This window comes from Acinetobacter sp. YH12023 (assembly GCF_013420135.1).
Taxonomy (GTDB): domain Bacteria; phylum Pseudomonadota; class Gammaproteobacteria; order Pseudomonadales; family Moraxellaceae; genus Acinetobacter; species Acinetobacter amyesii.
This window is the reverse complement of record NZ_VOYU01000002.1, coordinates 238,846-262,053: the sequence shown is the minus strand read 5'-3', so window position 1 is coordinate 262,053 and position 23,208 is coordinate 238,846. Positions and strand designations below refer to the sequence as shown.

The 23,208-nt window shown below is 41.3% G+C and carries 34 protein-coding genes; 4 read left to right on the top strand and 30 right to left on the bottom strand.

Going from position 1 to position 23,208, the window contains the following annotated elements; translation table 11 throughout:
- Positions 1-100: 100 nt before the first annotated feature.
- The 30 genes from FTT92_RS16665 to FTT92_RS02765 form a co-directional block, all read right to left on the bottom strand.
- Positions 101-742, bottom strand: a complete 642-nt coding sequence (locus tag FTT92_RS16665) for a hypothetical protein (RefSeq protein ID WP_257231564.1) — start codon at positions 740-742, stop codon at positions 101-103.
- Between the two features lie 2 nt (positions 743-744).
- Entirely contained in the window at positions 745-993 is a 249-nt protein-coding gene (locus FTT92_RS02905) for a hypothetical protein (protein ID WP_180171392.1), read from the bottom strand.
- A gap of 91 nt (positions 994-1,084) precedes the next feature.
- Positions 1,085-1,675, bottom strand: a complete 591-nt coding sequence (locus tag FTT92_RS02900) for a hypothetical protein (protein WP_180171391.1) — start codon at positions 1,673-1,675, stop codon at positions 1,085-1,087.
- Between the two features lie 72 nt (positions 1,676-1,747).
- The gene (locus tag FTT92_RS02895; RefSeq protein ID WP_180171390.1) at positions 1,748-2,482 is read right to left on the bottom strand and encodes a hypothetical protein; all 735 of its coding nucleotides are present in this window, start codon (positions 2,480-2,482) and stop codon (positions 1,748-1,750) included.
- Positions 2,475-2,657: a hypothetical protein gene (locus FTT92_RS02890; protein ID WP_180171389.1), complete on the bottom strand. Its 183-nt coding sequence runs from the start codon at positions 2,655-2,657 to the stop codon at positions 2,475-2,477. Before FTT92_RS02890 ends, FTT92_RS02895 begins: the two co-directional genes overlap by 8 nt.
- Positions 2,658-2,666: 9 nt before the next feature.
- Entirely contained in the window at positions 2,667-3,089 is a 423-nt protein-coding gene (locus FTT92_RS02885) for a hypothetical protein (protein ID WP_180171388.1), read from the bottom strand.
- Positions 3,064-3,579 carry a phage virion morphogenesis protein gene (locus FTT92_RS02880; RefSeq protein WP_180171387.1) on the bottom strand — a complete coding sequence of 172 codons (516 nt, stop codon included), beginning with the start codon at positions 3,577-3,579 and terminating at the stop codon, positions 3,064-3,066. Before FTT92_RS02880 ends, FTT92_RS02885 begins: the two co-directional genes overlap by 26 nt.
- Before the next feature lie 7 nt (positions 3,580-3,586).
- Positions 3,587-4,027, bottom strand: coding sequence for a gp436 family protein (locus tag FTT92_RS02875; RefSeq protein ID WP_078193408.1), 441 nt, complete (start codon positions 4,025-4,027; stop codon positions 3,587-3,589).
- Positions 4,028-4,034: 7 nt separating this feature from the next.
- A complete protein-coding gene (locus FTT92_RS02870) occupies positions 4,035-4,391 on the bottom strand; it encodes a hypothetical protein (protein WP_180171386.1) in 357 nt (118 codons plus the stop codon).
- A gap of 10 nt (positions 4,392-4,401) precedes the next feature.
- Complete coding sequence (locus tag FTT92_RS02865; RefSeq protein ID WP_180171385.1) at positions 4,402-5,481, bottom strand: major capsid protein; 1,080 nt, start codon at positions 5,479-5,481, stop codon at positions 4,402-4,404.
- A gap of 5 nt (positions 5,482-5,486) precedes the next feature.
- Positions 5,487-5,861, bottom strand: coding sequence for a hypothetical protein (locus tag FTT92_RS02860; protein ID WP_180171384.1), 375 nt, complete (start codon positions 5,859-5,861; stop codon positions 5,487-5,489).
- Positions 5,862-5,864: 3 nt separating this feature from the next.
- Positions 5,865-6,830 (bottom strand): hypothetical protein, encoded by a 966-nt coding sequence (locus FTT92_RS02855; protein ID WP_180171383.1) that lies wholly within the window; start codon positions 6,828-6,830, stop codon positions 5,865-5,867.
- Positions 6,831-6,884: 54 nt separating this feature from the next.
- Positions 6,885-8,087 carry a phage minor head protein gene (locus tag FTT92_RS02850; RefSeq protein WP_180171382.1) on the bottom strand — a complete coding sequence of 401 codons (1,203 nt, stop codon included), beginning with the start codon at positions 8,085-8,087 and terminating at the stop codon, positions 6,885-6,887.
- 309 nt (positions 8,088-8,396) lie between these two features.
- The gene (locus FTT92_RS02845; RefSeq protein ID WP_180171381.1) at positions 8,397-9,884 is read right to left on the bottom strand and encodes a DUF935 family protein; all 1,488 of its coding nucleotides are present in this window, start codon (positions 9,882-9,884) and stop codon (positions 8,397-8,399) included.
- 9 nt (positions 9,885-9,893) lie between these two features.
- Positions 9,894-11,429 (bottom strand): phage terminase large subunit, encoded by a 1,536-nt coding sequence (gene terL, locus FTT92_RS02840; protein ID WP_180171380.1) that lies wholly within the window; start codon positions 11,427-11,429, stop codon positions 9,894-9,896.
- Between the two features lies 1 nt (position 11,430).
- The gene (locus tag FTT92_RS02835) at positions 11,431-11,889 is read right to left on the bottom strand and encodes a DUF2280 domain-containing protein (RefSeq protein WP_180171379.1); all 459 of its coding nucleotides are present in this window, start codon (positions 11,887-11,889) and stop codon (positions 11,431-11,433) included.
- Between the two features lie 45 nt (positions 11,890-11,934).
- Entirely contained in the window at positions 11,935-12,576 is a 642-nt protein-coding gene (locus tag FTT92_RS02830; RefSeq protein WP_180171378.1) for a putative metallopeptidase, read from the bottom strand.
- Complete coding sequence (locus FTT92_RS02825) at positions 12,545-12,973, bottom strand: hypothetical protein (RefSeq protein ID WP_180171377.1); 429 nt, start codon at positions 12,971-12,973, stop codon at positions 12,545-12,547. Before FTT92_RS02825 ends, FTT92_RS02830 begins: the two co-directional genes overlap by 32 nt.
- A gap of 48 nt (positions 12,974-13,021) precedes the next feature.
- A complete protein-coding gene (locus tag FTT92_RS02820; RefSeq protein ID WP_180171376.1) occupies positions 13,022-13,576 on the bottom strand; it encodes a hypothetical protein in 555 nt (184 codons plus the stop codon).
- Between the two features lie 90 nt (positions 13,577-13,666).
- Positions 13,667-13,840, bottom strand: coding sequence for a hypothetical protein (locus FTT92_RS02815; protein ID WP_180171375.1), 174 nt, complete (start codon positions 13,838-13,840; stop codon positions 13,667-13,669).
- Between the two features lie 192 nt (positions 13,841-14,032).
- On the bottom strand, positions 14,033-14,353 hold the full coding sequence (locus tag FTT92_RS02810; RefSeq protein WP_180171374.1) for a hypothetical protein: 321 nt from the start codon (positions 14,351-14,353) through the stop codon (positions 14,033-14,035).
- A gap of 620 nt (positions 14,354-14,973) precedes the next feature.
- Entirely contained in the window at positions 14,974-15,732 is a 759-nt protein-coding gene (locus FTT92_RS02805) for a hypothetical protein (RefSeq protein ID WP_180171373.1), read from the bottom strand.
- A 48-nt stretch (positions 15,733-15,780) separates the two neighbouring features.
- On the bottom strand, positions 15,781-16,179 hold the full coding sequence (locus FTT92_RS02800) for an antiterminator Q family protein (RefSeq protein WP_180171372.1): 399 nt from the start codon (positions 16,177-16,179) through the stop codon (positions 15,781-15,783).
- Positions 16,176-16,586 (bottom strand): hypothetical protein, encoded by a 411-nt coding sequence (locus tag FTT92_RS02795; protein ID WP_180171371.1) that lies wholly within the window; start codon positions 16,584-16,586, stop codon positions 16,176-16,178. The genes FTT92_RS02800 and FTT92_RS02795 overlap by 4 nt, the downstream gene beginning before the upstream one ends.
- A complete protein-coding gene (locus FTT92_RS02790; protein ID WP_180171370.1) occupies positions 16,586-16,828 on the bottom strand; it encodes a hypothetical protein in 243 nt (80 codons plus the stop codon). The genes FTT92_RS02795 and FTT92_RS02790 overlap by 1 nt, the downstream gene beginning before the upstream one ends.
- Positions 16,825-17,568 (bottom strand): ATP-binding protein, encoded by a 744-nt coding sequence (locus FTT92_RS02785; RefSeq protein WP_180171369.1) that lies wholly within the window; start codon positions 17,566-17,568, stop codon positions 16,825-16,827. The genes FTT92_RS02790 and FTT92_RS02785 overlap by 4 nt, the downstream gene beginning before the upstream one ends.
- A complete protein-coding gene (locus FTT92_RS02780) occupies positions 17,565-18,398 on the bottom strand; it encodes a YdaU family protein (RefSeq protein WP_180171368.1) in 834 nt (277 codons plus the stop codon). Before FTT92_RS02780 ends, FTT92_RS02785 begins: the two co-directional genes overlap by 4 nt.
- Complete coding sequence (locus FTT92_RS02775; RefSeq protein ID WP_180171367.1) at positions 18,398-18,694, bottom strand: hypothetical protein; 297 nt, start codon at positions 18,692-18,694, stop codon at positions 18,398-18,400. The genes FTT92_RS02780 and FTT92_RS02775 overlap by 1 nt, the downstream gene beginning before the upstream one ends.
- Positions 18,691-18,948, bottom strand: coding sequence for a hypothetical protein (locus FTT92_RS02770; RefSeq protein WP_257231563.1), 258 nt, complete (start codon positions 18,946-18,948; stop codon positions 18,691-18,693). The genes FTT92_RS02775 and FTT92_RS02770 overlap by 4 nt, the downstream gene beginning before the upstream one ends.
- Before the next feature lie 46 nt (positions 18,949-18,994).
- Positions 18,995-19,450, bottom strand: a complete 456-nt coding sequence (locus FTT92_RS02765; protein WP_180171366.1) for a phage regulatory CII family protein — start codon at positions 19,448-19,450, stop codon at positions 18,995-18,997.
- Positions 19,451-19,795: 345 nt separating this feature from the next.
- On the opposite strand from FTT92_RS02765, the gene FTT92_RS02760 reads away from it, so the two are divergent.
- The 4 genes from FTT92_RS02760 to FTT92_RS02745 all read left to right on the top strand — a co-directional run bounded on the left by FTT92_RS02760 (position 19,796) and on the right by FTT92_RS02745 (position 23,127).
- Entirely contained in the window at positions 19,796-20,449 is a 654-nt protein-coding gene (locus FTT92_RS02760) for a LexA family transcriptional regulator (RefSeq protein WP_180084846.1), read from the top strand.
- Positions 20,450-20,660: 211 nt separating this feature from the next.
- Positions 20,661-21,086 carry a hypothetical protein gene (locus FTT92_RS02755; RefSeq protein ID WP_257231562.1) on the top strand — a complete coding sequence of 142 codons (426 nt, stop codon included), beginning with the start codon at positions 20,661-20,663 and terminating at the stop codon, positions 21,084-21,086.
- Complete coding sequence (locus FTT92_RS02750; RefSeq protein WP_180171365.1) at positions 21,086-22,162, top strand: ATP-binding protein; 1,077 nt, start codon at positions 21,086-21,088, stop codon at positions 22,160-22,162. Before FTT92_RS02755 ends, FTT92_RS02750 begins: the two co-directional genes overlap by 1 nt.
- Positions 22,159-23,127, top strand: coding sequence for a hypothetical protein (locus FTT92_RS02745; RefSeq protein ID WP_180171364.1), 969 nt, complete (start codon positions 22,159-22,161; stop codon positions 23,125-23,127). The genes FTT92_RS02750 and FTT92_RS02745 overlap by 4 nt, the downstream gene beginning before the upstream one ends.
- Positions 23,128-23,208 lie beyond the last annotated feature (81 nt).

The window sequence follows — 23,208 nt, the reverse complement described above, 5'->3', positions numbered from 1 at the left end:
TTTAGACATAAAAAAACCACTCCGAAGAGTGGTCTTTTCATATGGCTTTTACTTCACCAGTTGACTCGTAGCTGCCTAGGAAATGTTAGGCAATAGCTCTTTATTTACAGATTTGTTCCCATGCTTTTTGAAATTCTTCTGGCTCCATATTTTCACCCTCAATCGCAACAATTGCTGAACTTGCGATAAAGCGCTTAAATCCAGTGTATCCACCAAAGCCATTTTTACTATTTACCTCCCCACAATTACCATTGTGGTTCCTTATATCCGCACTATCCGGATCTTTTAGGTAATTTTTTAAAGCATTTCTTGAATCAGTTTGAACTGTGACACGATTAATACGTTGTTGTTTTTCGATTTCACGTTGTTGTTTTTGCTCCACCTCTCTAGCTTCGCGTTCGGCTTTTGCCTTTTGTTGCTCTTGATTGTATTCATTCTGCTTAGCTTGACGATCAAGCAACTCCTGACTAGCTGTCCCATTTTTCAAAGATCGATCTTCAGAAGCTTGGATGGAAAAACCAGATAAAAGTAATAATACGAACGCAACCAAGGCAAACCATCTCGTTTGAATCTGTTTACCTAAAGAGGATTCGACTTTTTTATGGAGCACTGGCAGCAGAACAACCCCTGCGGTTGCTAAAAATACACCACCTAAAATGCTTTCACTAAGCATTGGTATTGATCTAGCAATAAATAAAATTCCAAAAAACCAAAGCGACCCTAAGATTAACTTCTCATTCATCCTTAGCGCTCCCAATTAATCTTGTAAACATTGCCACCAATAACAGTAATGGTGTAGGTCTGGCCATCTACTTTATAAATGTAGATTGTGCCCTTATGTGGCCATCCGTTGCGGTCGTGCACAACTTGACGATCTACAGACTCAGGTTGTCCCAGTACATCCTTCAGTCTAGCTTCCGAGTTGCCAAGCTCAACAAGACCATTGCTACCACGCAAGGCTCTCATATCTACAGCAAATACTTGTGCAGACATGCATAGAGCCAATATTAAAACTAACTTTCTCACCCCAACACCCCCAATATATAATTATTGAGCACATATTAAGTGAAAATAGTAACTTACCTCAATGTTTACTTAGCTCATCTTGGAACGTTGTAAATCCTTTTTTATCTGCATGGTGCGCTGCCCGAATGATATTTGAATCAAACTTGCCTCGGTTTCGTTGATACTTTTCAGCCGCTTTTAAGTAGCCAATAAAAGCCCCATAGGTCATTTGCAGAATATCGTCTTGTCTATGGCCATACGCTATCAAGTACTGAAATGAATCAAACCAAGTTTGCTCAACACCACCTTTCTTCTTACGATTTTTAAGGCCTGGCTTAATTTCTTCTTTGAAATATGCACCATTCACTTCAATCACATGTTGAAGCAAATGACTAAACTCCAAAGGATCTGATTCAGCGAGATCTAATAGCGTCTCTATTTCAGTGTTTGTACACATTGAGCAAAGTTGAAATACATGCGCGCCATAATCTTTTACCAGGCCTGCCCCGATTGAATCTGAATAATTTCTTTGTTTTAAACTGTCACGAATAACGGATGCGTAAGGTGACCAGATATCAAAGTTAAACATTTGTAGTTGCTTCACTTCCACATCATTGCCAAGCACCTTAATTGTGATCGAGCGATTATTCGCTAAAAAGAAATCATTCATGATTGAATCTCTAGAATTCAGGCACAAAAAAAGACGCTTATGCGCCGTGGAGTTCTTTGTGCCTGAATGGGTTTAAGCTTTTGGAATTGTTACCACATGACCATATAGACCAAGTGTTTCATCTGATCCTTTGCTGACATCCGATAATGCCTGACCTGAGATTTCATATTGGCCAAGATCTTCATGGATTAGAGGGAACGTTGTCTCTGGTGACTTCTTCGTACGCCATAAGCGAACAGCCATATTGTCTCCAGTTGCTGTGTTAATCCCTTTAAAGAACAGTTCATATTCTTTATTGAAATCACTCGCAATGGTCGTATGACTTACTGCACCCGTGGTGTAGGTTGCCGTTACTGGTTCTGCAATCGTTTCTTTAAAGATCACAGTGCCGAATACAGCATCTAAGTCATATTTGCTTTCATCCACTGCTGTAGAACCAGCTTTAAACGAAACTGTTGTAAGGCTATAGCCATTGAGCTTAATTTCTTCGCCAACTTTCACTGTTCCCAGCGCTTGGTCAGTCACCGTATCACTTGCAACTTCAGACTTCATACCTGAAAGGATGTACTGAAGGTTGGCATCATCCACTTCTTCAAGTTGCCCCGAGAAGTTAACACCTGTGGTCTTGGTTAGCACAAAGTCTGTTGTACGCTGACCGGATGTGCTTTCTGTGTGCTCAACCTGATCCGTTGTGATTTCAAGCTCAAATTCAGGCACATTACCGATATGGCGCATTGCACCTGCAACACCATTTGCAATTTCAGATAAATAGAATTTACCTTGGAGTGAAATATAATTTTTAGCCATCGGTTTTCACCTCTTCATTCTTGGCTTGAGTTGCTTTGGCCTGGGTTGATTTCTTATCCACTTCAATTACACCACGCTGAAGTAGATCCTGAATTTGTGCATCGCTTAAACCACCAACGATGTCCCCTGAATTAAAACGCCCGACAGATTGCCGGGCGATATATTGTTTAGCCATGAATGGCTCCTAAATAAATTTTTGTGATTCAAAAATAATAGTGATGTATGCAAACCCAGGACTGTAACCATCACGAACAGAAATCAGATCTAATTCATTGCGAGAAGATTGCGGCTTCCAGCCCGAAAGAAGCTGAATTACTTTTTCAGTTAAAAACCCCGCTTCATCGCTAACTGCTCGACCATCATTCTTCTGTGACTGGGCATTGCGACACGCCACTGTCACCGCCCACTGCTGACCAACCTGATTAATCCCCCCTTTACCCGCGCTTGATTTCTTATCAATACGAACAAAGTTGATATGCGCTGATGGAGTGACCTGCGACATTTCTGTGACCACTACTGAATTTAGCGGGGTATAAATCTGCTTAAATTCTGAAATTTCTTTCAGTTTTTCTGCAATTTCATCACGCACCGCGAAGAAGGTACTCATCAATAAAACTTCCTACAATATTTAGGACCATTTCTTCATCTGCAGAATTGATACCTAATTGTGTCCTTGGAGGATTAACCACCTGTTTTACTTTTCTGTATTGACCACCAACAGCAAAGGTAATGTATTGGCTTGTCTTTGGCAGAATCGTAGCACCGAAGTGAAGGTATGGCGCATAAAAGACGTTTGTCCCAACCTCTACACCATTCGAAAGAACGTTGTATGTGTAAGAATTCATCAAACGCCCAGTATCACGTAGCGTTTGACCACCTTGCATGCCCTCTCGTCCCTGCAACCTTGCACGCCAAGACATCTTCCATGGATTACCATCAACATCAAACCCACCAATGAATCGTTCCTGAACACTGGTTGTTAGTGCCAGGCCTATATCTTCATAAAGTCGAGCTTTTTCAGCATCAATATCCAGTAATTGAGTCATTACAGCACTAATCGCTGACTGATTAGATTTGATCGTTAACGCAAAAGCCATAGCTGCCTCACTTGATGCTAGGCATCATATTTAAGACATCGTCACCAAATACCCCACCACGATAAGTACTACCGATAGGTAAAGTACTTGGCTTCTTTGTAGGCTCATCATCAATAATCTCGTCCGATTCCTCAGACTGGATCTGTAAATGTGCCTTGTTTTCAGCCACGCGCTTTAAGAATGAGATTGCATCCTCATAGCGCTTTCGAACTTCTTCTGTTGGTTGCTGGAAGTACAAACGATAGCGTGCAATATCACATGCCATACGTTTCAAGTTACTTGGTACGTTGGGTAACGGCAAAGAATAACGGCCACCTATGTGACCGTTAATTTCCTCTGTCGCGTCTTGAATGGCATCCTCTACAGCGGTAACACTTGGAAGCATCATCAACAGCTGTTCTAGTTCACCACCAAATCGCACCACCAAGTCAGATTTAGTTGCATACATAGATCACCTACTTGGCTTCTGTAGCAGCCTTCTTCGCTTCAGCAGTTGCCTTTTTCAGGGCAGCTTCAGATGCCACTAAAGCCTTTTCAAGCTCTGCAACCTTCGCTTTAAGCTCACCATTCTCCTGATCTGATTTGACCTTTTCATCAGTCATCAGCTTATTTGCTGTAAGAAGATCAGTATTGGCTTTTTCAAGCTCAGCTAAGCGTGCGGCTAAACCATCAGCCTTAGGTTCTTCTGGAGCTTTTTCTTCTTCAATCGCTCCAGATGCTAAAAGGGCCTGAAGTTGTTTAGCTTCAAGCCCTGTAATTTCTTGCCCTGGCATAAAATGCCCGATGGATTGTTTTGCTATGTACTTTGGCATTTCGTGCTCCTTATAAGGTGATAAATCCAGTACCACCGACTACACCATTTTTGTTAGAAGGTACAACTAATGGAGCTGATTCAGTCATCAGCATGATGCCGCTTGGATCTTCGCAGTACCACTGACGGTCAAAATACTGCTGAGCAACACCGTTAGCCAACATATTTTTAATCTTACAGTGAGCGACTGAGCCATTCGTATCAGAGATTAATGAGAAGTAATCTTTAGGAATAAAGCGCTTCACCTGACCTTTGTTTCGGTAGGTCGCGTCATAAACCCAGAACTCGATCCCGTCAAAAGTACCTTTGAAGGTCGCAGTCTCTTTGGCACCAAAACTTGGATTAACTGGAACAGAAATACCTGCATATGGCGTAATAAATTCTTTCTTGAACTCTTCATTGTTCCATAGAGCAGCCCACACCAAACCAGACATTACAGCTAGTTTCGCCTCACCACCATCAGCAGCCAATTGACGTTCAAGCATTGTGCGAATATCTGTTACTGGTTTAGCACCAGCATCATTCCACTTCGTTAGCGGTGTGAATATCAAAGATGCATCACGGCGATAATCCACTAAGTTGTATTCATAGTCATCTGAATGAAGCGCGTATTTACCATTTTTTAAGAGATCAATCGCCATCATCAAGACGGAGTTATCAATCGCGTCATGATTACGCTTCATCACTGCGATCTGAGCGATGATCATTTTTTCTTGGTCAGATAATTGCTGATTACCAGTAGAAATAATGCCTGCTGTACGTAAACGCTCCAGTAATGCAATTTCAAACGTATCTGCTGGAGTAACCTGGTTCTTGGGTTTGTAGTAAGCCGGCTTTACATGGCGCACTTCACCAGATTGAGTAGTATCAAATGGTTTACCAGGCTGTTGTGGAGATACTAATGGCGCAAGATCATGTTCAGCTGACAATTCAGCCAGTGGCACATCATCACGAGTGAATAAGGGGCGATTTGGAAAAAGCTTATCTAAAAGCCAAGTATCCATTGGGCGGTAATTCGAGTGAATTAATGCCAGTTCACCCACATCAAGAAGTTCGAGCGGAGCACCCTCAATATTAAAAGACTGTGGCATGTTTATTACACCTTAGAAAGTTCGATTTTGTTTTTAGTTGCTTGTGCACGTGCTGCGTCATATTTCTCAGCAGCAAGCAAAGCGCCATTAAGTGATACAGCCTCAACGTTAAAAACGCCGCCGTAATACACTGGTATTTCGATACCATCAGCGGCCTTGATTGTGGCTTCTGCAACTGACACATCCTGACCACAGATCACATCCCATGTTTTTTCATCTACAGCGTGAGCCAGTACATTTGCATCTGACAGCGTTAATAGATCACCGTATTTAAATGCTGTAGCGGTTGGTACTTTTGCATTGGAACGGCGTAACTTTTCATTGTCCAAGACCAATCGTTTTGAGGTGATTGAAACAGCTGGTACATAGTGAGTTACCATGAATTATTTCCCCTTTTGCTGTGCAAATGCTTGTGCACCTGAAGTAAATTTGTGAGTGTCATTTTGGTTAGTCTGCTGATCACCGTGACCACCATTCGCTTGATGAGTGAATAAGTGTGCAAATGCTGGATTTACACCCGGTGCTGGCTGTTGTTGCTGTCCAGCTGGTGGTTGCTGATTACCTGCAGAGAATTGCTTCAATTGTTGTGACATGAATGCGAATGCAGCATCATCCATTTCTGTATAGGATTTCTTTTCCTCAGCACTGAATTGCTTATTCAAAGACGTTTCAAGGGCTTTGATGTCTTCTTCGCGCTTATCGGCTTTGAATTTTTTAAGTTCAGCTTGAGCTGCATCGCGGTCTTGCTCTGCTTTTTCACGAGCAGCTTTTTCTTTTTCAAGTTCGGTCACGTCGGTGTCCTCTTTGGTTGGGTTTGGATTGGCTTTGCCTGAGAAGGCTTTAATTGAGGTATTGCGATCGGCACCAGTCGAGCAGATCGTGAACTCACGAATGCGGTTTTGACGGAAGATTGTGATAGGACCTTCAAATACTTGACCATTCACAGTGACTGTCTTGCCTTGTGAGACTTCTTCAATAGATCCAGGATCAATCATCATTGACATCTGGAATGGAAAGCCATCATCAGAGTCCTGAACGATTTCCTGCGCCTTAGCATTCGTAAGAAAATCGCCTGAAACATCAATCTTTCCGTTTGTATCTACTGTCTGAACAACACCAATTCGACTTGAGCTAAAGTGTTCTTCAAGTAAGGCTGCTGGCTTATCAATCTCAATCCCATCAAGATCAAAGACCACACCAGAACGGCCCCAATACCAATGACCATCTACACGGCCACCTGCATAAGCAGTGCCTTTAAATTTTCGTTTTTGCCCCTCTTCAACCTTCGGGACTTCAATAGCTGCAGCATTGAATAGATACTTCAATCGCTCTTCATTTGGATCTGGCATTTTCATGCTCCATAAAAAAACCGCCCTTTCGGACGGTCTCTAGTTAATTTCAATTTAATTTATCAATACCTTCAGTGTATAAACCATCACCCCTTCAACCATCTCCATCGAAACAACCTCAAAAGAGATCCCTAAAGGCAATAAGACCCCCTCACCAGCCTTCAACTTTTCAAGATCAATCCCCAGGCCATTAGCATTCTCAATCTGAATCATGATGTTTGACTGACCTGCCAAAAGCATTGGTGCATCCAAAGTCACCACCTTGCCTACTTCGAGTGAAGCGGCATAAGCCAGTGTGGTTGTGCCAGTAACAACATTTGAGGTGTTTTTAGCTACAGCATGTATCGCTGACATATCCTGAACCAACCACTGCTTAAGCACTTGGTCAGCCTTGGATGAGGCTTTGCTATTCAAATAGTTTGTAATGGCCTGGTCATTGCCTTGCACATAATCCAAGAAAGTACGAATAGCACTTGGTCGAATGCTTGGATCAAGTGGAATCACAGTATTGGCCACCGTATCGAATAAGTCCCGAGTCTTATCATCCATAGGAGCAAATAGGCTCGTAAGCTTTTTCGATGCAGCCCATTCAGCCTTGATGACTTCTTTCTGCTCGAGGAGGTATTCCTTATCAAGCAATGACACATTGATCTTTTTATCAACCAATGCTTCCAAATCACCAAACTGCAAAGGATGCGATGACCAGTCCAATGCTTCAGCCACTTCCGGCAACTTATCATCAGGTGTAATACCGTATTTAAGCGCCTGAGCCTCTGTGAGAGCTATTACAGTACATCTGCAACGAAAGCCTAGTGGCGGGTAATGCGTTAGCCAAAATGGATGATCAATTGGCAATACAATACGATTCAAAGCTAAATGTGCGGGACGTACGCGACTATCATCGATAGCCGAATACATCAAGTAAGGTCGTTTTTCTTTATTCCTTTGCTGTTGCTGCCATCGTCCATGACCATAAGCACTTTGAATATTGGTACGAAACACTGTATCCAAATAGTGCTTTGGCAGAATGATTTCAGATTCAGCAATGAGTTTTTGAAAATCGTTAAACGTTCCACCATTGGCCAATGTTTTATTGAGCGACTTAATAACTATCTCAACTTGTTCTAGACTCGACAGAAAGCTCACAGTTGTCGCCATCTGCCGAGTCTTTAAGTCCATTGAGTAAAACTCATCAGGCAGCACAATCTTTTTATCATGCGCGTACTGAAGCGCCTCAAGGAACGTGACTGGTTGCATTTGCTTCACCCATAAAAAAGCCTCCTATTGGAGGCTTAATGAAGTTGCAAAGTTATTTGAAAAAACTACCAATAGTATTAATGATCCACTGCAAAACAGCTAAGAATAGAGCTATACCTATAAGTATTAGCCAACCATTAGTAGATTTTTCAATTTTTGCTTTATTTTGTTTCTGTTGTCTGGCACCACAATTGGAATGCTGGCACTGACCAAACAGTGTTGTTCCGCCACAATATTTACAACTCATTTTAGTTTCACTAATTTTTATACTCTCAGTAAGAATGACATCGCCTAAACATAAAAGCTAGCTCATTTACCATTCTGTGCTGTCGCATAACCCAATATATCCGCCGCATATAAAGCCTGATCTAAATTAGCCTTAAACTGAGATTCAGATGCTGTAGGAATCAACTGCATCAAATTAAATACCAGGCCTTCGGGACCATCCGACTCAGCAGCGAGCTGCTTTATCTGCTCATTAGTCAAAAGCTGTAAGTCAACTTGGCCATCGGTTAATTCCTCAACTTCTAGCTGTTCAGCTGAAAGTTTATTGGCCTGGGCTTTAAAGCCAAATGCACGTTTAGGTATCGCTGAGAATTGTGTATTTGGAAGAGATTGGATTATCTCAGCAACATCACCATCTTCCAGACCATACTCACGTTTGAAGTATTGTGGGGTTAGTACTGCACCAGCATTTTTTAACTTCACGTCACGGTCTGCTTTAGGCTCTTCCAGTGACTTCTCTTCACCAATGATAACCCGGTGACGCTCCCAGCCATTGATATCACATAGCGCATTAATAATGGCTTGGATCGTAGGCATAATCATTCGCACGTCGGCTTTATACTTCGCATTCTGTACTTCTAGATGAACATCCCCTAAAGCCCTTGAGCCTGCTCCATCAGTTCCACTTGTCAATGTCTGACCTAAGATGACTTTCTGTATACGACGTTCAAGATTCTTATCAAACACTTCAAATGTTTGAGAAGCATTGCCATTGGTATTGGCAGTTTGGATTTCAACTGAATCCGTACCACTTAGAGCAATAACCGAGCTAGCATGAGCTTTGAGTAGTGCGTCACGCATATCTGTAGTCTTGCCAGCAGTTTTACCAACCAGCATTGGCAAACCAAATTTTTCTACAAACTTTGCCCAGAATTTGAAGCCCGATGTTTTAAAGAACCACACCCAGTACAGTCGACTTAATAAAGCCTCGCCTAATGGATTTTCATAAGTAGATTTGCAACGTGTCAGAAAGTGCTTAAACCGTTGGTCCACTTCCTGATCCTGCCGAGTTGCGTTGTAATTGGCGAGCAATAATAAACGCCCATCATTTTTCGGCTCATACCATTGCATAGGTTTTTCACCAATCCACTTAAACCCAATAAACGGTGTAATTGTATCGCCATCAATATGCAAGCTCGGCTCCTCAGGCTTCGTATAGATGGCTTCTAATACTGAATACCCGTACCAGCGAGCATTCTGTGCACCAAGTAGAATCTCTGACCACCATTCACGCAAATGCTCCATGATGATTTTAGATTCAGGTCGATCCATTGGTTCTACACGCCATGCCGCGCTCTCAAGTTTATCTTGGCGTTTTTCAATTGCCTGATAAATCTCATCGTCATACATCATGACTTTTAGGCGTGGACGAGTAACACCAGCTTTTCGTAGCACCTCATCACCGTCAGGCATTTTGGTTAAATAGCTGATTAAAGCCTGTTCAGCCTCATGAGAATAAAGTGCACCAGACTCCGGCTTTGTATTCTCAGGATTTTTTCTTTTCTTAGCCATAAATAAAACCTATGCAGCCGGAGGGTTGTAATTAATTGCGATTACTGCGTCTTCAATTGCATCAATCAAAGTATCAACTTGGTCGTCATGGTCATGAGTAAATGCAGCATTAAACGCCTCACACTCCTCAAAAAATTCCCCAACCCAATGAGCATCTTTTGGGACCATAACAAAGCGCTCTTCCGGCTTATCTTTATAGTTCGCTTCAAGATGGACCTGCACATCCATGAAACGGGATAGCTTGTCTGTATTACGCTGGACTGGTATGACAGCAACACCGGAGTATGTACCGAGGGTTTGTATTAGCTGAGTGCCTGATGCCTTATCCTCAACCTTCATATATCGAATAGGCTTGGTTTCCCATGTGTATTCCTTATGCTTATCAAGGAATGCTTTAGCTTGACGGTTAAGTTCTGGTGCTTCCCATTTGCCCCGCAATAGATCTAGTAAGTACAACTTTCCATCTATCCCCATTCCCACAAGTAGAAATACAGAATAGTCATTGTGCTCTTTGGTTTTTTGAGCCGTATCTACAAGGACTGCACGCCACTGAAGCGTAGGGATTTCTTTATAGAATCCAAACCATTCAGACTTAATTAGATCACCGCCTAATTTTTTAGGCTGCTGCATATACTGACTGCTAAAGGTGTAACGTGAGACGGTTGCTCCTTCCTTATCCTTACCACCCTTCTCTAACTGAAGTAGCGATTGTAAGGATTCCTTTTTAGGCCAATAGCTTTGACGGCCTTGCTCATCACACTCAACATCTCGCGGTACAAGCTTTTGGATATGTTCTGGCAAGGTTGCAATATATTCATCATCAATCAGTGCTGGGATAGATATTTGAGTCCATTCACCAGGTAGATTTCCAGTCATTACAAAGTTAGTCGGATCTTCAGTGTGGAGTCGCTGCATAATCATGATGATCGGCGTATCAGACTTCGCTTTACGTGAGTTCACCGTGTTCAACAATTTACGGTTCGCCGCATCCCGCTTAATCTTACTAAAAGCATCTTCAGGCTTTAATGGGTCATCGATGGTGATACAACCAGTAAAACCGTCATCAGCCAATGTGCCAGCACGACGACCTGTAACTTGACCACCCATTGAAGCTACGTACACATGACCAACATCGTAGTCCTCAACTGTGATCTTCCATTCTTTCTTGGAGTCTGTGCTATTCGATACATTCAAATCCCACATGCTACGAAAGTCTTTTGACTTAACAATATCCCTAGCCACATCAGAAACACCTTCAACTAAGGATTGGGAGAAAGATAAGTAAAGGAATCGTGAACGTGCATTTAATGCCAGGCCGCGTGGAATCAAATTAGTCATGAGTTCTGTTTTACCTGCACCAGGTGGAACATTAATCACAACGTTGGCTATTTCACCAGCAATGACTTGGTCGATAATCCATGAAATATAGACATGGTGCCAATTTACGGTGAATTTAAAGCCCATGCGTGGCTTAAAGAAACGCCGTGTGAAATATAAATGTTCATCCTCACACAGCTTCTTTTCAACCTGTGTTTGCAGATCCATTTTAATATTCCTCTTTAGCCTTCCTTATTGCATCTTCAACCTGCTCAGGAGTGGCCTGGGTAACCGTGGTTTGGGTTACTTCGCTTGTTACCTCGGTTTTATTGGTGTACTTGCCACCCATATCTTCTGCAGCCTGCTTAAGAATGCTTAAGGCAGCAACACGGTTTTTTCCATGTTTTTGGTATTGGTTTTCCAGTCGCTGTAAACGAACTGTCAGGTTTGCTATTGGAATATTTTGAGGTGCTTCTAAAAATTCTTTGCGAGAGATATCAAATTCTGCTTTTAGTTCAGCACTTAAATCTTTGCCTACGCGCTTGGTTGGGTCATAAGCCTCACACTGCTGACGGCTTACATCTATCTTAAATTCTTCTTTGACAAGCACCACTGTTTCTTGAGGTGTGTTGAACTGTGCAAGTGACCGTACAATAAAGAGTTTTTGCTTTTTATTTAAAGTAGCCATTTCCCTCTATCCGTCAAAGTACGTCAAAGAAGACGGACATAAAATTTAACCGATCACACAGTTCCCACAACACGCTGCAATGTTTGTCTCCGATACAAATGGAGCATTTTTAGCAATATCTAATAATCGTTGTACTGAGCTATCGATTCCGTGCTGACGTATTTCACCAAAGAAGACCTCAACATCATGGCCAGCTAAATAATGTTTCGGCAATCCAGTCATATCGCTATAAATGATCTCACCGTCTTCATCGCGCTCTACACCAATGTGGTAAAGCTCATGTTCAATCAAACGGCAGAACTCCCGATCAGATGTTTGCTCACAAAATGCCGCATCAATCGTAATTAAGTATTGAGGAACAAATCCAAACCAGTCTCGCATTTGTTGTTCTTGGCGAGCTTTCTTCCATCCACCTTGGTTAAACATCACTTTTTCACACTGGCCTAGTACCATGCGCTTTTTAGCCATAGCCGCGGATGATGCCCACGCAAATGCTAAAAACTCTTCATTATCATGAATCAGCTCAGCGATATGATCATGGTCTGGGTTATGTAGTTGGCCACCCATGGTTAGATAATTATCTTTCACCCAGGCCAGTAATTCTTGTGCTGGTGCAAGACGTATAGCGTCTTCTTCCTCAGCCTGATCTATAAGTTCAGTCGGCGGGAATGGTCTGATCTGTTCCATGTGATGCCTTCAATTGTCTCAGCCAGGTCGTTGCCCGCCCCATATTGATATCTGCAAGTTCAAATCTGTGAAATCGATACCCCAATTCTTCAGCATGGTCATAACGATCCACACTCCAAGCTTTGGTAGCAAGTTTGCCTTTACGACCACCAGACCACGGACCTGTTGCGATTTCAATTAACATCCGATGTTCAATGAGGTGAAAGTCAAAACGCCAATGTTTCGTACTTTTGAAATGAAAGTACTCCTCATACTTTATTTCCATGCGGTCTAATATTTCTTTTAACCGCTCGAATGCTTCTAAGTATTTTTTACTGGCTTTAGGTAGTGGCCTGGAGCTTGGTTTTTTCTTATGTGGAAGTTTGTTGGTTAGGGTTTTATATGCATCTAGTTCCATATTTCACCCATTAAAAAACCTCCCGGAGGAGGTCTTATTTCAATATGTTTAGTGGCTCATTTCTGATACTTGAGAGCTAATTACCTTCCATCCAACTCCTTGTTGGTTTTCTACCAAAATAGAATCTTGCAACGAAGGCCCTGAATTTGGATCATCATCTGCAAATTTTCCTGATGTTATCTTAAATAAATTTACACCCAGCTGCTTAAATTCACTAATGAATCGATAATTGATATGTTTATCTACATCTTCACCGAATGGAAAATCCCCATTAACAATATAAGGTCGAGACGATGTCCATTTAGTAACCTCTGTTAATACTGAGGAATAAGTTCCACTTCCTCCCATACAACCTTGATCGCCACCCCAAAGCACATACATCACTGAAGGTGAAAAATCGTCTTCACTTTTTTCTATTACAAAGACATCCTTGATACTTGCTTGAATCTTCCCATCCTCATCTCTTTGGAAAGTAGTACCACAAGCAATAGCATTAGCATAATTTTTTACAACTGCTAAGGCTTGGTTCTTTTCAACCAATTCAGAAGCAGCTTGCACCTGAAAAGAAAGTATTAACCCTGTTAACAAAACCTTAAATTTCATAGTTCCCCACTATGTTGTTATTTTGCAGGATACCTATATCAGATTAACTCTAATAACACCACTTAGAATCAACCATCCAACCTTTTAGAATCAAGCATACAAAGCTTCACGCAAATTCTTAATCCGGTCTTTCAACTTAATCATAATGCCATCAATCGCCAGCATCTCCTTTCTAGTCAATCCTGTTCGACTTAGATTTTGATATTTTGACAGCTCAGCACTGCAAAATTCTAAGTCGCGTTTCGCTTGTACTTTGTCTGTCATGTAATCACCAATAAGAAAAGAAAAACCCCTCAACATCTAGAATGCGAGGGGTCTTTATGTGCCGTAATACGTCCGGCTAATTCGTGTAATTGTCTCTGACCTTTCCGCATTTGCGACATTCGACTTGAATGAAAATGTCAGACTCATAGTCATATTCATGAAAGCAGAATAGGCGTTTTAGGAATTGGAGCATCACAGCACCTCGAATTGATCTCCCTCATACACAAACTGAAAACCTAAACAGCGTTCATCGTCGGTTAATGATGGAAACATTGGTGATCTTTCTTTTGAGCAGACAATGGCGATGCATTCAGCTTTGCAGCGATCTTCACGATCTACAGCAAGGATCTGCTCGCTATCATCTTCATCGGGTAGCGACTCAATAACACATGGTGCCAAGTAACCAAACTCGTCAGCAATACCCCAAGCATAGTTCCATGCTTTATCACCAGCTTTGGCAATGTGCACATCATTAAACTGGAATTCATTGTTCTGGAATTTGATTGTTTTCATGGTTGGCTCAGGTGTTTTAAAGGCATCGAATTCGAGGGGTTTAAAATCTGGCACGCCATGTAGGATTCGAACCTACAACCATTGGTATAGAAAACCCATGCTCTTTCCAGTTGAGCTAATGGTGCATTAAAAAAAGGATGTGGTGATCTGCCACACCCTTGCCTTTAGTTTTCGACAGAATCAGCTCGGCAACTGATCTAACGCTACTCACAATCACACACACCTAACATGCACGGTCTGCTTTACTTGCTTTCAATCCTCTTTAGGTCGGGACGCTACTCCCTAGTCTGGATTCCCGAAGGAAGTTTACTCGATGGCATGTTCCACTGGTCAGCACTCCAGCAGGAATGGGCTGCCTTTTTACAGGCAACAAAAAAGCCCGATCATTTGACCAAGCTTTGATGTATGTAAAATCTGGGTGGCGGTAATCAATTTAAAAACCACTAGAAATTAATAGGAACCGCCATAGGTGCCCTGATATTGCTTTCACAAAACATTTCTCAGGGCATTAAAAAAGCCCACCGTTTGGCGAGCTTTTAAAACAACTTAGTGCTTTAGATACACTTCAGTCACTATAACGGAAATATGCCATTTTGCTGCGCGCAATGCAACACTCTTTTTTATTTGTTAAATTCACTTGATATCATTTTATCAAGGTTAACATCTGTCCGAGCACCCAGTTCCTTTCGCAGTAAATGCGTTATATTCAAAACTTCACTATTTAGTGTATTAGTTAGTAAATCAAGTTTTGGCTTAAAATTATCAATCTTAATATCCAACTCACTTTCTTTTTGCTCAATAAGAATAATACACTCTTCACTTAATTTAAGTTGCTCGTCAAAATATTTAAGTATTAACTCAACTTTACTTGTTACACCTCCCTCTATTTTTATTCTCTCTAGAACATTTGAGGCTTCTTCAAACCTATCCATATACTTTTTATGTCTTTCAGATAAAGTCTGTACCTCTTCAGCTATGTCTTTCAATTCTTCAACTTCAACAGCAATTGAATTTATTTTTTCTTCAAATAACTTTAAGAACTTAAAAATTTCCTCTTTCGTCTCAGTTTCGCAGATAAATATTGTTTTATCTATTTCTCTACCGAATTGTATTAACGCCTGGTGATATTTAGGAATATTTTTCGGGATATTAAATAGAAGTAAGTAAAGAGATGTAGTTAGCTCTGAATATGATTCAGCCAAATGCAAATAAACATTTTTTCTAGTCTCCGCCAATCTTGCAACTTTTTGAAGATGCAGGGCTGTTCGCCATGATGCAAACACACTTCCAGCAAGAGCACATCCACCTATAATTGCTGCCCAAATAGTGCCCATTTTCTGTATTTCTGCAGCTACAATTGTGGCCTTTACTGCATTCATTTCGTCTATCATTTAGATGAAACCCCCTTTTATAAAGGGGATAATATCTCATACAATTTCACAAATTGCTTCAAGTCTGCTATCAAGCCAACACTCCGCTGCTAATAAGTATTTATCGATATTACGACGGTCAACAGCAGTTTTAGATGCTAGAACTGCAACCGGATATCCTTTCAAATAGTAAAAATCAATCCACTGAAACAAATCAGGCCGTGAAAACTTCAACTGCGTCACCAGATGATCAATAGCAATCAAAGCCTCATCATCCAATACCACTTGCACACCCGAAGACTTCACGCCCTCTTTTAAGCGCATCAAGCCATAGGTAGGAGATGTATAGGTCAACTCACTAGGATTGTATGAAGCATGACGAGCCCATTTACCCCACTGCGCCAATTCATTCTGCATCAAACGAACTGTTGGTTTTATTTCTATAATTGCATTCATCCCAAATCCCCTACCATCTTCTCAATCTGCTGAATTGCTAAACCTGACTTCACTTGCTCTGTACTAAACCGTATGACTTGATAACCCAGCATTGTTGCCGCGTTGTATTTCTCCATGTCGCCTATATAACCCTTTCCACTTGTATGCCTACCACCACTCCAAATACCACCTTCAACTTCAATCAAAATCATTCTTCCCTTTAGGTGGAAATCAGCCCTCCATTTGCGACTCTGGTGAAACTTAAACTCTTGCTCGAAATCTAACTTTAATGCTTTGAGTTCAAGTGCCAGTTTCATCTCAAACTCATTGGGTACCTTTTGACTTTTAACCTTAGGTCTTTTGGTACCTCGTTTAGGTTTAGCACCACCGATCATCTTTTTGTATTCAGCAATTGAGTAGCTGGTCACTACTTCACTCCAAATAACTGCTTTGTTTTGTCAGTAGCGGTATAAGCACGTTCCGTTTGCTTGCCATTACTTTGTAGATATCCAGCTTCAACAAGTTTCTTAAGATGTAAATTTAATTGGCAACGCCCCCAATCAGTCACGTTTTCCTCGAGCTCTAAAGCAGTCACATCACCAGTGGAAAATGCGACGTATACAAGTACGTTTTTAATCTCTTCAAATTTTTTTACGTATGAGGTATTCATACTGCACCGCCTATTCGCTGATCTTCCCAATTGCATTCCACTGTGACCAGGCCATCATGTTGAAAACGAGACCAAAGACGATCACCTAGATCTTTTTGCAAATCCTCAATTGTCATGTTTGAAATCAGCATGGTTGGTTTGGCTTGGTCATAACGTTCGTATAAAACTTTGTGCACCAACTGAAGTCTATTTTCATGACGGTCGTGCAAACCGTATTCATCTACAATCAGTAAGTCATAGTCAGCGAAGCGCTGTACTGCATTAGCCTCACTGTCATCGGCTTTTTTCCAAGCATTCGCAATTTCGTTGGCGATATCTTCAGATGTGATGTAACGAGCGTACTTACGATTCTCCAAGACATTTCTAGCAACGGCACACGCAAGATGTGTTTTACCTGTGCCGGTACGGCCAACCATGATCAGATTACGGTTAACGCCTTGCTTGAAGTCCTTTGTGAATGCTGTGCAGTGTTGCTTGGCGTTCTGCTGACCAATGTTTTTTACGATGTAATCTTTGAAACCACTATTAGCATGACGAGCTGGTAACTTAGCCCCCTCAAAATGCTTTTCACGAACCATGCGATTTACTTCAACCTCGTGATCCTTGTGAGCTTTGTTTAAAATCTCTGAAGCGCATTGCTTGCAAATTGCTGTTTGTCCTACTCGAACTTTTTGAACCTTGTGCGCTTCACAGAACTCAGCACTCATTTGAATTTTTGTATTCAGGATTGATGCGTTCATACCAAATCCTCCAATTCAATGTTGTCACTGGCAGGTGCATACTGCTGAACTTCTCCCCATGCATCGTTTACGTTTCGTGAATTTTGTTTTTCAGGAATACGGCCTGTAGATTTTTTAGCTTCACGCTCAGTCTTAGCCAATTGTTTTTCAAATTCCTGAAATATCCACTGTGCAAACTTCCGAAGTTTTTGGTTATCAGTGAGCTGGTGATTGTTTTCATGGTGAGTATTAAAATTCCCAAGATGGAATTGAAAATCTTCCATGCTTAGGATTTCAGAAACTCGTTGAGAATATTTTGTGGTTCTCAAAGCAATCGCCAGTTGTTCAAGATCTGGTTTCCAATGATCGCTTTCTGAAAAATCTGCTTGCGCGTTTGTGTGTGTATTCTCTTGGTTTATGGTTAATGGTTCTTGGTTCTTGGTTAAGGTTTCTTGTGGGATGCCAAAATTAACCGACTGGGTTTCTTTATCATTCATTTGAAAACCGTTTGGGTTTTCTTTGGCTTGCTTTTTAGGTCTACCACCATTCCCACCATTCTTGCGATTGGTTTCTGCTTTAGCGTGATACGCTTTTACTTCGCTTTCACAACGGTTATGAACCCAACCGTTTTTGGTTTCCACAAAGAACTCAATAAGAATGTCGCGTACTGCATTCTTTTCATCTTCAGTACGTGCTAGCGCCATGCGAAAAAGCTCACGCTCATTGAGCGGTAAAGGTTTTTCGTTCAGGTAATACGTATCTAAAAGCCAATTGTAGACACCATGTTCGAGCAAACTTAAATGAGCTGTAGCTGAGCGATAGTCACCAATGTTCTTTTTGTAGTAGTGCATTAGACAGCACTCCGCTCAAGTTTAAGGTTCACACCGAGTTGATCGCATTCATCTTTAAGCTCTGAAAGCATGTCACTCAAACCAAACAGATCTAAACGATTCGCAAGGTTTTGCAGAAATAAGCGTTTTGCTACTTCTATGTCTTCTGTTGAATCGTACGTTGCACACTCATGGGTTTCACATTCAGCACATTCAAACTCATAGCCGTTATCAACCAGCTCATCTGCTATTTGATTCAATTCAGATTGACTTGCTTTCCAGATAAAGTCTGATACATCGCTAATATCTATGTTCATGACACCTCTCCCATTGTCATTTCCACAGCCGTTAAGCGGCGTTTAGCCAAGACTTCAGCAACCGTTGCCGGACGCACTAAATGGCTCAGTGCAAAGTTGTGATTTCCATCCAGTAAGACACCGCCGCTTTGTACTTTATGTACGGTCATTAGGTGGCCTGGCTTGATTGGGTCTGTGAAGACCACGACGTCGCCATTCAGGAATCCATCATTTGCCATGTCATTGTTTTGTGGTATATTTGGTTTCATATTCATTTGTGATTTGCCTCACTGAGTGAATTTAAAAGCCTGAGGTCAGAACTCAGGCTTTTTCTTTTTCTACACAGGCGTGAACCTGCTGATCTAGTTTTGCTAGAACCATGTGCAATTCATGTATAACTTTCGACATGTCATTAGCTTCACCCTGAGTAATACGACCATCTGCCATCATTTCTTTAAAAACGGCTGTGACATCTCCACCACCAATACCAATTCCTAAAGCCAATTCTGTAAGTACCAAATCTCGACTTTCAGGAATTTCAGGTAGATCAATTGCCACTTTTCCATGCTCAGCATTCAAGCTATGTAATGGACGATAATCTCCTGTTAGCCTCATTAGCTTTGAAGTTTCAACCAGTGTGATGTGGTGCGTGTCTGTATTTGGATTTACTTTGCTGTTGAGTACAGCTGGGCTCTTAATTCCCATCCGAGGTGCTAGTGCGTTTGCACCACCAGGGAAATCGTGAACCATGTTGTGTACAGCATCTAATATGTTCATTTACAACCCTTTAGAACGTTTATTTAAAATATTGACCGAGTGATAATTCCTTTATGCACTTATAGTTGTGAGATTTGCTTTAAGCTTTCCCTTGGTTTGAACTTCAAACAAAGCTTGCGTTCTAGGTGGGATCTCGTTTTTTTCCCATTTCCATAATGTCACTTCGGAGTAACCGGTTTTTTGAGAAAGCTCTCGTCGTGTCTTACAACAAAAGTGATTCATTAAATCCTGTGTTTTCATAATAAATTACTTAACTGTAGTTAATCAACTAAAGTTAACACAGGTTAACCACTGTTACAACCCAATGTATTAACATTAGTTAATAACTAACAATCGGATTTGCATATGTCTTTCCACTTACGCCTTCAACAAAAATTAGATGAAAATGGGCTTAAGCCAGCAGATTTAGCTCGTGCTGCTGGTGTATCCAATGTTGCCGCAGGTAAATGGGTTCACGGGGAAAGTGAACCTAAGGCTGCGAAACTAAAGTTGATTGCAGATTTTTTAGGTGTTACTGATGATTGGTTGCTTACTGGTAAAGGTGCTGCTAACAAACTTGACAACAATGTAGATGTTTCCCAAAAGCTTTTAATTGATGGCCGCCCTATTCCTGTAATCTCTTGGGTGGCTGCTGGCTCTTTCACATCTATAAACACCGTAGTTCAAGACACTGAAATAGATGAATACCTTCCGCCCAACAAAGATTGTGGCAAAAATGGTTATGGCTTAATTGTTGTTGGTAACTCTATGAAGCCTGACTTTAAGCCAGGAGATCGCATTTACGTTAACCCTGATATTCAATCTTTTGATTTGCAAACTGATGATTTAGTTATTGTTGCTTGCAATGGAGATACCGAAGCTACTTTTAAGAAGCTAATTATTGAAGGTGGGGAGCGATATCTTCAGCCCTTGAACCCCAATTGGCCCGAACAAATTATTAAACTATCTGAGGGATGTAGTCTGGTGGGTAAAGTAGTTGGGCTTTATCGCAAAATTTAAATGGTTTATTCCCAATTAATTTTAGCCCGCCATGTGCGGGTTTTTTCATATTTAAAACCACAGTTAATTAATCAGTTAATAATATTATGAACTTTTGTTAATTTTTCTGTTGACCTTTTTATTAACTAAGGTTAATCTTTTTCTCGTAAACACAAAAAAAGCACATCAATCCTCTTACCTACTGATGTGCTTTACAAACTGCGAGATAAGTATGAACAAAACCTTAACCCCTTTCAATAGCCTCAAGGTAACACTTGTCGCTGCAACCGTAACAATCGGTGTTTTAGCATGTGCCTACAAGCCTGCTTTAAGTAACACTCAGGTACTTCACAAAAGTATTCCTGAATTTACTACTGTTGCTGCAATGGAGCTAACTTCTAATAACTCAGGTAATGCTGTTATCCGTTTAGACAACTTCACTCTAGACGTAAGCTTTGACTTTGAACCATTTGAAGACAGCTACGGCGTACCCGGTAGTGAATTTGATACGGCTGAAATTACCCAGCTATCTGTAGATCACATCACCGATGAATACGGCAATCCATTCCCCGACTTCACGGACTACAACGACCACCGCAACATCAATGAAATGCTGGTGCAGCACATGATTAAAAACCGTTTGTTGGGAGAAGTGTGATGACTGTTTTCTTCAAAAAAGCCGAACGTAAAAATGCAAAGTTACGCCTTGCTTTAGCGGGCCCAACAGGGGCAGGTAAAACCCTAGGTGCTTTACTTATTGCAAAAGGAATGGGTGGCAAAGTTGCGGTCGTTGATACTGAAAATAGTAGCGCTGAACTTTATGCAGATGTTATGGATTTTGACAGTGCTAATCTACAACCTCCATATTCTCCAGATAAATTTATTGCGGCTATTCAAGCTGCAGAAAATGCAGGTTATACCACTGTTATCTTAGATAGCATCACACATGAATGGTCAGGTGTGGGTGGCTGTTTAGAAATGGTTGATGCACTGGGCAAAGGTAAATTTAAAGGTAATACGTGGGGTGCTTGGAGTGAAATCACGCCTAAACACCGCAAATTCATTGATGCCATGCTTCACTCGAGCATCAATGTGATTGTGACCATGCGCAGCAAAATGGATACCGTGCAAGTTGATGCAGGTGGCGGTAAGAAAAAGGTCGAGAAGTTAGGTCTAAAGTCTGAGCAGCGTGATGGCATTGAGTATGAGTTCACTACTGTTTTAGATATTACCCATGGCGATAACTATGCAGTAGCTACAAAAGATCGTACTGGCTTATTTATTCAACCTGAACAGATTACCGAACAAACAGGCGTCAAATTAGCTCAATGGCTTTCCTCAGGATCAGCAGATTCAACCATCAACGGCAATCAGTTTTTAGAACTTGAGCAACTCATGACAGAAGCTGGCATTGATATTGATAAATACTGTGCAAAGCGAAAACTAAATAGTCTTCAGGATGTACGTCAGCAAGTCTTTGAGGAAACCTGTGCAAGCATCCGAAGAATCATTGAACAAAAAGCCCAGGCCAACCAACAATCTGAGCAGCAATTACAAAATGAACATGAAGCCTTACTAGAGTCAGAATACCAAAAAGCATTACAGGCTATTCAAAGTGCTCAAGCTGCAGCAGATCTCCAATACCCTGCTGAATACTTTAAAGGCACCAAATACGAACAAACCATTTTAAATGCTTGTCAGGCAAAGTCAGATATGGAGGGCTGGTCAGCATGAAAACTTTAAACGGACAAGAAGCATTTTCTGCGATGGCTGCAGGCCAAAATATTGAATGTCGTCATACTGGATCTGATTTTGATTTTGATAGCATTCGTAATTTCCCTGCGACGGTTTTCTTTGACCCTGACCATGAATTCCGCATTGCTGTCGTATATATGACCATTGGTGCCATGCAAGTTCCAGGAGCAATATCCGAAGCACCGGCAAAAGGCACTCCATGTTTTGCCCCTTCACTTTTAACAGCTGAATTGAGTAAATCATTCAAATGGAAAAACTCAGAATCTGACTTGGAATTACTCACTCGCGGCTTAGTTCATCTGTATGAAGATAATGCAGTAGTTCACGCTCAGGCATTAATTACAGTGAGTGGTGGCTCTTTAAATAAAGAGGAACCTGTCTCTGATACATCACTGCCTTGGGAAAATGAACCGGCTACAGAAGCTGAAAATATCCAAATTCAAACATCAAATGATGTTGAAGAAAAGACATCAGATCAATATACCCCTAGACATGAACATACGGCTGACAACTTGAGTGTCGAAGAACTCAAACGTCTGCAGGTTGAGGCTGAGAATTTGGTAGCAGTGAAAAAGTTAGCTGCTGATGACAATGATAAATACCAAACACTATTAAGTGAGTTATTAGAAGGTGTGGCTAATGCAAAAACACCTGCGGAAGTTAATGCGCATACTCGTTACACGAAACCTTGGACAGAAGAGCAACGCAAACCCTTGTTAAATGCTATCCATAAACGACTACAAGAGATTGCTCGCACTGAAGTTGAGATTAATACTCCACCATCACTTATGGTTCAGATTCAGAATGCACCTGATTTAACGGCATTAGATGCTTTGGAAATTGATGTCTCTGCTCGTAGTCCTGAAATGCAACCCAAGTTAATGGACTACGTTAAAAAGCGTCGCTTCGAGCTTGAGAATCAAGCAAGTGAGGTTGTCCAATGAAATTTAATTACTCAACAATCACCCGAACACTGACAGTGTTCGGGGCAAAAATGGACCATATTTTTCATAACGTCAGTGCTG